A 5,722-nucleotide genomic window follows, 5' to 3' on the forward strand; every position below is an offset into this window, starting at 1 on the left:
AGGCATCCCCGGGCGTTGGCGTGGGTGGGTTCTCGGGTACGTCGTACTCCGCAACACTTGCTGGCCCKCGCTTGGGTACAATCTTTGGCCACTGATTGCATATCTGGACGGGGCACGGATGATGACCAACAAATACGTCGTGAGGTCGTCCATTTTCTCGGCTGTGTGCGCCGTCGCCTGCCTTCTCGCTTTAGCGGGAGCGCGTGCAGTTGATGGCGGCCCCCACTGGGGAAACAGCCCAGAACCTTTTTACGCCATGCCGGTGGTCGAGACCTTCGCTTTCCTGACGACACTGGTAGCGCTGGTTTTTTTCAACTTCCAACGGGCATTCCCAGCTTCTGCGGTTTGGCTCTGCACATTCGGCGTGTTGCTTTTGGGGGGCGGTTACATCCTGAGCAGACACGAGGGGGTTCCCGAGGAACTGTTTCGTTGGACGATGCTGGCATCCATCGACCTTGTATCGGCAACACTTTTCGCCGGGGTCGTACTCGTCTTTCCGGTATTACGGAGGCGGTTGAAAAAGTCGGTTTGACTGCCGGGCAAGGCCCGTCCTCAGTCACAGACGAGAATTGGATTTTCGGTGCTTGCGTTGGTGTCGGCGGTAAGACCGGCGCTGCATTTTGCGGTTGGTTACCATCATGCTCTACGGGTTTATCTTTTCTGCGACGACAGCCGTCTTTGCGATTCTCTGGTCGGGTGCGGCAGGGGTGGCGATGCTCCGTCAGTTCAAGCGCCCGCTCGCTTCGCGTTCCCGGAACCTGGCCGAAAATCCTCTGAATGCCATTTTCTCGCCCGGGCTTTTGACTGAGCGAGGGCAAGTGCTCCGTCGACGATATCTGGCAGGCTTGCTTCTGTTTCTTCTTTCGGCGGCAACATCGGGCGCCCTCGCGCACTGGATGTGATGCACTCCACCGCGAGCGGTGGGAACACCTCCGGTCAATGGTGAGCCTGTCGCATTCGTGCAGGGCTTTCATGACTGACGAAGGGTCTACGCGGTGACGCCCTGTAGACCCTTCGGAATGGAAAGGGCCATTGCCAGCAAGAATGTGTTCGACAGCAACATTTCCTCCATCCGCATCTTGCGCTAACACCGCATTGTCGGTTCTGTTTCGGTTGAATCAACGTCGAGGAAATCCGTGACCATTTTTCAGTACGAAGTGGAAGAATGCATCGACGCCAGGCATGCCGGGACAGACATCGAGGGGATATACGTTCCCAGTTCATCCGTTGTCCTCGCATTGTTGGCGAGTGCCGACACGGATGACCTTTCGGCGCTGGCCTCTTTGGCTGACAAAGCAGACGGGGCGCTGGCCCCGTTCATTCTCGCGCTCATTATTGCCATCAAGGGAAGGGACGCTCTCCGGAAAAAACAGAACCGGGACCGGCAGACTAAAGGTGAGGGTCTACTGCCGCCTGTGGCAGGCCAGTGGTTCGTAGATGCCCCCACGAATGAACTCGTTTGCTCCGACCACTGGCACTTCTTTGAGTTCGGCTCAGAGGCGCTGGCGGAGTTTGTTCGAGGGAGAAAAGGACCCCGGTAGTGCTTTGTTCAACAACACCCGGTCGTCCCCAGCAATCGCAATTTCGACCTTTCTCCTGAGATATTCCGCTTCTTTTTCGGCGTTAAGGGTGCCAATAAGCGTGGGTTTGATTTCCAGGATCAACTTCCGCAAATAGCGCTTGTCTGTCGGCGTTCCTCTTTCCCAGGCGGGGTTGAAGTCGACCGGGAATCCGCTTTCCTGCATGCGGGTCCAGTGCAGAATCCGCGCGCGTATTTCCGGTCGACCCGTGCAATAGGCATCAATCAATGCCTTCAGTCGCATGTGTCGGCGGACGGTACAGAACGCGATCACTGGCCAGCGGTTCCACAGATTGGAAAGACCCCCGCCTATGCCTCCGAACCGCAACTTGCGAGAGAACGAACACTGTGGCCGAGAGGTAGGCTGCGATTTGGGTGGGATGCATGGCGTTTCCTGGGGTTGGGCCGGCAAAGTACGGCAAGCAGATGATGCATGACGCCACAATCGGCCTGGAGCCCGAAACACCCTGACCATCTGTGATGGTTTCCCGGATTGGCGAAAAAGCTGCGTCGCGCGTCTTTTGTCCCGGGATACTCCCGCTATGCAGGGACCCAGCTTCCGTTATCTCATGGCCGACAGTGACGCTCGGGATTGCCCCCCCCCAGGGTCTCAGCCTTTGAGATGAGGTCCGGATACTGTACTTGCGCACCAGGGGCGTTGACGCGCAAGGGTCGACCAAAGGATTAAGAATGAAACGCGACGCAGACTTGTACCGGTGCTTGCTGCTCGATATCGAAGCGAGCGATGCACCACTGACCCAGGCACACGAAGTGGAAGGATTTACCGAGGAGCAGGTCGCTTATCACCTAGCCCAGATTGTCGAAGGCGGGCTGGCTGTCGGGCCGGATCCCCGGTATCCGTCGACCGGCGTTCGCACGCACATCCCGCTGTCCGTCATCGCCAGGCGGCTGACACCAGCCGGTCATGACTTCATCGACAACCTGCGCGACGAGACCGTCTGGAAAGCGGTGAAGTCACGCATGGGCAAGGCAGGGTCGACAGTCGCCTTGGAAGTCATCAAGGCGCTCGCGCAGACCGTCGTCCGCGAGACGCTCCATCTTTCCTGAAACACACCGTTACCCACATTGCCCGAGGAGTCACACCGGCCATGGACGCGAGTTCATTGACCCATGTACTGCACTTTGCACCCTACATCACCTCTCTCTTTGTACTGGTGCCCGTCGTGGTGGTCGTGATGCGGGGACAGTCTCTCTTCCCGCTCCGCCACCGTCTCTGGCACGGTTTCCGGCGCAAGGAGGCAAGGAATCCCACCTGGCTGTCCGACGATGTTCGCGAACGGGTCGAACTGCTCGAATACCGCATGTTGTTCGGCTGGGCCGACAGCCTAGCCCAGGCGCGCCGTGTGACGAGCTGGGCGACGAAGCATCACATCGACCTCGGCACGCTGTGCGACTGCGGGGATTATTTTGATCGCAAGAAACTCGCAATGAACAAGCGCCTCCCCACAGTCAGGGCACACGGGTGGTGGATATTCCTCGTTCTTTTGGTCGGCGGGCTCATGGTGATTTGTTCACCGATTGGTTTGTCGGCGAAGGGTGCCGTGTTGCAGTTCAAGGCGACCGACCATTGGGCCGTTTTTGGCGACACCTCGGGAAGGCCGCTCGGGACAGCGCAATGGCTGGCCATGACCAAGCAAGACTGTGCGGGCAAGGATGACCCGGCGGATTTCGGGCTGGACCGGGGCGCTGCGTGCGATGTGCTCAAAGACCCGCGCCTGCCGGCCCTTGTACGGGAGTCGGTGCGAAGCCAGCGCGCGCTCGGGGCATTGGCGCTTGTTTACGGCCTGTTGATGTTGTGGAACCTTGGGCGCTGGGTCTTCAGGGCGCGCGCTGCGTATGCCGTTGATGCCGAGTTGCGGCGACAGGAAGTCACTCCCCCCGGGGAGCGCGATGAGAGGCCCGTCGTTGCCCTCGCCTCGGTCGAGTCGGAGGCCGCCTGACTTTGTGAGCCGGCGATTTGTCGGGCACGGCACACCAATGGCGCTTGATTCGGCGGTAGACATCCCGGCGCTGGGACTGGTGCTCACCAGCGGTGCCGGCACGTCTTCGCAGGACACGCATGGCTCCCTCTCGAGGGGGAGAGAGCGATTTTCCAGATGTTGGTCTGCACCGGCATTTTTCAGCTTGTGCGACAGCGAGGCCGTCGCGGAATGGAACTCCGCAGGAAGTCCCGCTCCCGTGCGATGATGCGTGTAACGACAGGGAGGTGAGCATGGCTGCGACGGGAACAACTGTTGGATGCAACATCGTTGGTATCGAAATCATTCAGTGGCTGAGGCCAAGCGACCGCAAGACGGGCAGYGAGCTTGAAAGGCGGATCGCGGCGATGAAGATTGTTCCAGTCACGCTTCATTCCTGCCATCGCGCAGCCGACGTCCTCGCCGCGCTTGCGAAAATCCGGACCACCATCACGCCGGGATCCGCGCCCCTGATTCACATCGAGGCGCATGGCTACGGAAAAACCTTCGACGAGCCGGACAAGGTGCCGTCCAGGGTTCAAACTGGCCGGTGGCTGAAGAAAATCCTGCAGACCCCGGCCGGCATCGGTGGGCCGGGTTTGAAAGGCGGGCGCGGAGAACGGCTCGGTTGGCGCAAACTGTTGCCCTTGCTCTGCGCAATGAATGTCGCTTCGGGGTACCACCTGCAGGTTGTAACGGYAGCGTGCTTCGGATACAGCCTCAAGTGGGGCATCCTCGCATCGGTGGCAGGCGGCGGCGTCCTGCCGGTTCCGTTCATCCGCGCATTGGGACCCGACCATCTCATTGATGAGGATGTCCTGGCTGAAGGAACGTTCTCGTTTTACGACGAGCTGTTGCCGACCGGCGACATTGACCTCGCCATGCTCGCCGCAAACCGGGCGATGAAGCCGCACGGCACATTCATCCTGACCGATGCCTACAGTGCGGCAAGAGAGGCGCTAGACGCCACGGGCGCTCCACCGTCTGCAGTGCTCCGGCAGGCTGTGGCAAGCATGTTCGGTCACGCACAGCTTCCTGCCAACGCAGCACGCTTTCCGAACACCTGAGTGGGCCGAACCGCTGTTTGGGACCGGCGCACAAGCCTGGATGACGGACCTGGATGGTCTTCGGGGTCTCCCGGACACCTCATGCGATGGGCGGCACGCGCACGGAGCTGTCGGATCGATGGAAGGCTACGCGACGGCCGTCAAACCGCTGCCAGGACGTCGACACAGGCCTTTCCTGTTCGCATCCAAAAGCACCGTGAAGCGGGAGGTTGCGGCATCGCGGGCTCCCGCGCAGAATCCGCCATCTCACGTCGTCTGGAGAATGGTTTGAAACGTCCAAGAGGCCTGAAAAAAGAACGGATGCTTGACGACATGGCAGGCCAGCTTAAGCGCTTCCTTGTCCGGCAGCGCGGCGGCGAAGCCACATTTCGCGCCGACATCGTCGACAAGACGGTCCTTGTTTTGAGCGATGGCGTGCGGTTGCCGATCTTGCGCAGCCCGGGCATCCCTGATTTGGATGGTGAAGGGCGGTTGCGCAGGATCGTCTTTCGCGCCCGACGCGAAATCTACGATGTGGCGTCTCTACGGCTTCAACATGCGACGACCATCGAAATTACGGATTGCGTGTTCATGGGAGACTTATGGATAGATTTGGCCGACTGCGAAGGCGTCGACGTCCATCTCGACACCTGTGTCATCCACGGCCGTTTGTACATCAATGGCTATGAAACCACTGTCGGCACCATCAGCCTGACGAACGTCCGTGCACGCGCTCTCGTCGTCGAACGGGTCGGAACGAGACAGTTGTCGCTGAGCGGTTGCGGATTTGCATCCACGTCCCTGGTTTCAATCTCGGGACCGCAATTGAACTGTAACGGGTCTGGCCTCGGTCACTTCGAAGCGCGGGCCGTGTCCTTTGAAGCAAGCGCGTTTCCGGCAGGGCAGGTCGATKTCGAAGAAACCCTCGGTCTTCTGTCAATCGCTCGCCGGAAGCAAAAGACCAGACGGGCCGCGTTTGACCCGTTCGTGTATGCCGAGCGTGACGGAGACAAGTTTGCAGGGGAACTGTTTGACCATGAGAAGGCATCCACTCGTCAAGACACGATCCGCTTCCTGAAAACGAACACCGGGGAACAGTTCAAGCCGGCCCGTGTGGC

Annotated in this window: 8 protein-coding genes; 7 read left to right on the forward strand and 1 reads right to left on the reverse strand. The window is 59.7% G+C overall.

Going from position 1 to position 5,722, the window contains the following annotated elements:
• Positions 1 to 118: 118 nt before the first annotated feature.
• The 3 genes from AC1DT2_RS14495 to AC1DT2_RS14505 all read left to right on the forward strand — a co-directional run bounded on the left by AC1DT2_RS14495 (position 119) and on the right by AC1DT2_RS14505 (position 1,541).
• Positions 119 to 532, forward strand: coding sequence for a hypothetical protein (locus AC1DT2_RS14495; RefSeq protein ID WP_477297050.1), 414 nt, complete (start codon positions 119 to 121; stop codon positions 530 to 532).
• A gap of 106 nt (positions 533 to 638) precedes the next feature.
• Entirely contained in the window at positions 639 to 902 is a 264-nt protein-coding gene (locus tag AC1DT2_RS14500) for a hypothetical protein (RefSeq protein WP_477297052.1), read from the forward strand.
• A 234-nt stretch (positions 903 to 1,136) separates the two neighbouring features.
• Positions 1,137 to 1,541 carry a hypothetical protein gene (locus AC1DT2_RS14505; protein WP_477297053.1) on the forward strand — a complete coding sequence of 135 codons (405 nt, stop codon included), beginning with the start codon at positions 1,137 to 1,139 and terminating at the stop codon, positions 1,539 to 1,541.
• Here AC1DT2_RS14505 and AC1DT2_RS14510 read toward each other — a convergent pair.
• On the reverse strand, positions 1,494 to 1,823 hold the full coding sequence (locus AC1DT2_RS14510; protein WP_477297054.1) for a hypothetical protein: 330 nt from the start codon (positions 1,821 to 1,823) through the stop codon (positions 1,494 to 1,496). The two genes, AC1DT2_RS14505 and AC1DT2_RS14510, sit on opposite strands and share 48 nt — an antisense overlap.
• A 446-nt stretch (positions 1,824 to 2,269) precedes the next feature.
• Between AC1DT2_RS14510 and AC1DT2_RS14515 the strand changes: the two genes are divergently transcribed.
• The 4 genes from AC1DT2_RS14515 to AC1DT2_RS14530 all read left to right on the forward strand — a co-directional run.
• On the forward strand, positions 2,270 to 2,647 hold the full coding sequence (locus AC1DT2_RS14515) for a DUF2513 domain-containing protein (RefSeq protein ID WP_477297055.1): 378 nt from the start codon (positions 2,270 to 2,272) through the stop codon (positions 2,645 to 2,647).
• A 41-nt stretch (positions 2,648 to 2,688) separates the two neighbouring features.
• The gene (locus AC1DT2_RS14520) at positions 2,689 to 3,540 is read left to right on the forward strand and encodes a DUF6216 family protein (protein ID WP_477297056.1); all 852 of its coding nucleotides are present in this window, start codon (positions 2,689 to 2,691) and stop codon (positions 3,538 to 3,540) included.
• 272 nt (positions 3,541 to 3,812) lie between these two features.
• On the forward strand, positions 3,813 to 4,625 hold the full coding sequence (locus tag AC1DT2_RS14525; protein WP_477297058.1) for a hypothetical protein: 813 nt from the start codon (positions 3,813 to 3,815) through the stop codon (positions 4,623 to 4,625).
• Positions 4,626 to 4,892: 267 nt separating this feature from the next.
• Positions 4,893 to 5,722: hypothetical protein (locus AC1DT2_RS14530; RefSeq protein ID WP_477297059.1), on the forward strand; the 830-nt coding region annotated here is incomplete at its 3' end.

It is taken from the genome of Luteibacter sp. P4_E6, assembly GCF_056401535.1.

Bases quoted from the DNA above. Each gene is read 5' to 3' on its own strand.
- AC1DT2_RS14495 (WP_477297050.1), top strand. From the start codon at position 119: ATGATGACCAACAAATACGTCGTGAGGTCGTCCATTTTCTCGGCTGTG.
- AC1DT2_RS14500 (WP_477297052.1), top strand. From the start codon at position 639: ATGCTCTACGGGTTTATCTTTTCTGCGACGACAGCCGTCTTTGCGATT.
- AC1DT2_RS14510 (WP_477297054.1), bottom strand. From the start codon at position 1,823: ATGCGACTGAAGGCATTGATTGATGCCTATTGCACGGGTCGACCGGAA.
- AC1DT2_RS14515 (WP_477297055.1), top strand. From the start codon at position 2,270: ATGAAACGCGACGCAGACTTGTACCGGTGCTTGCTGCTCGATATCGAA.
- AC1DT2_RS14520 (WP_477297056.1), top strand. From the start codon at position 2,689: ATGGACGCGAGTTCATTGACCCATGTACTGCACTTTGCACCCTACATC.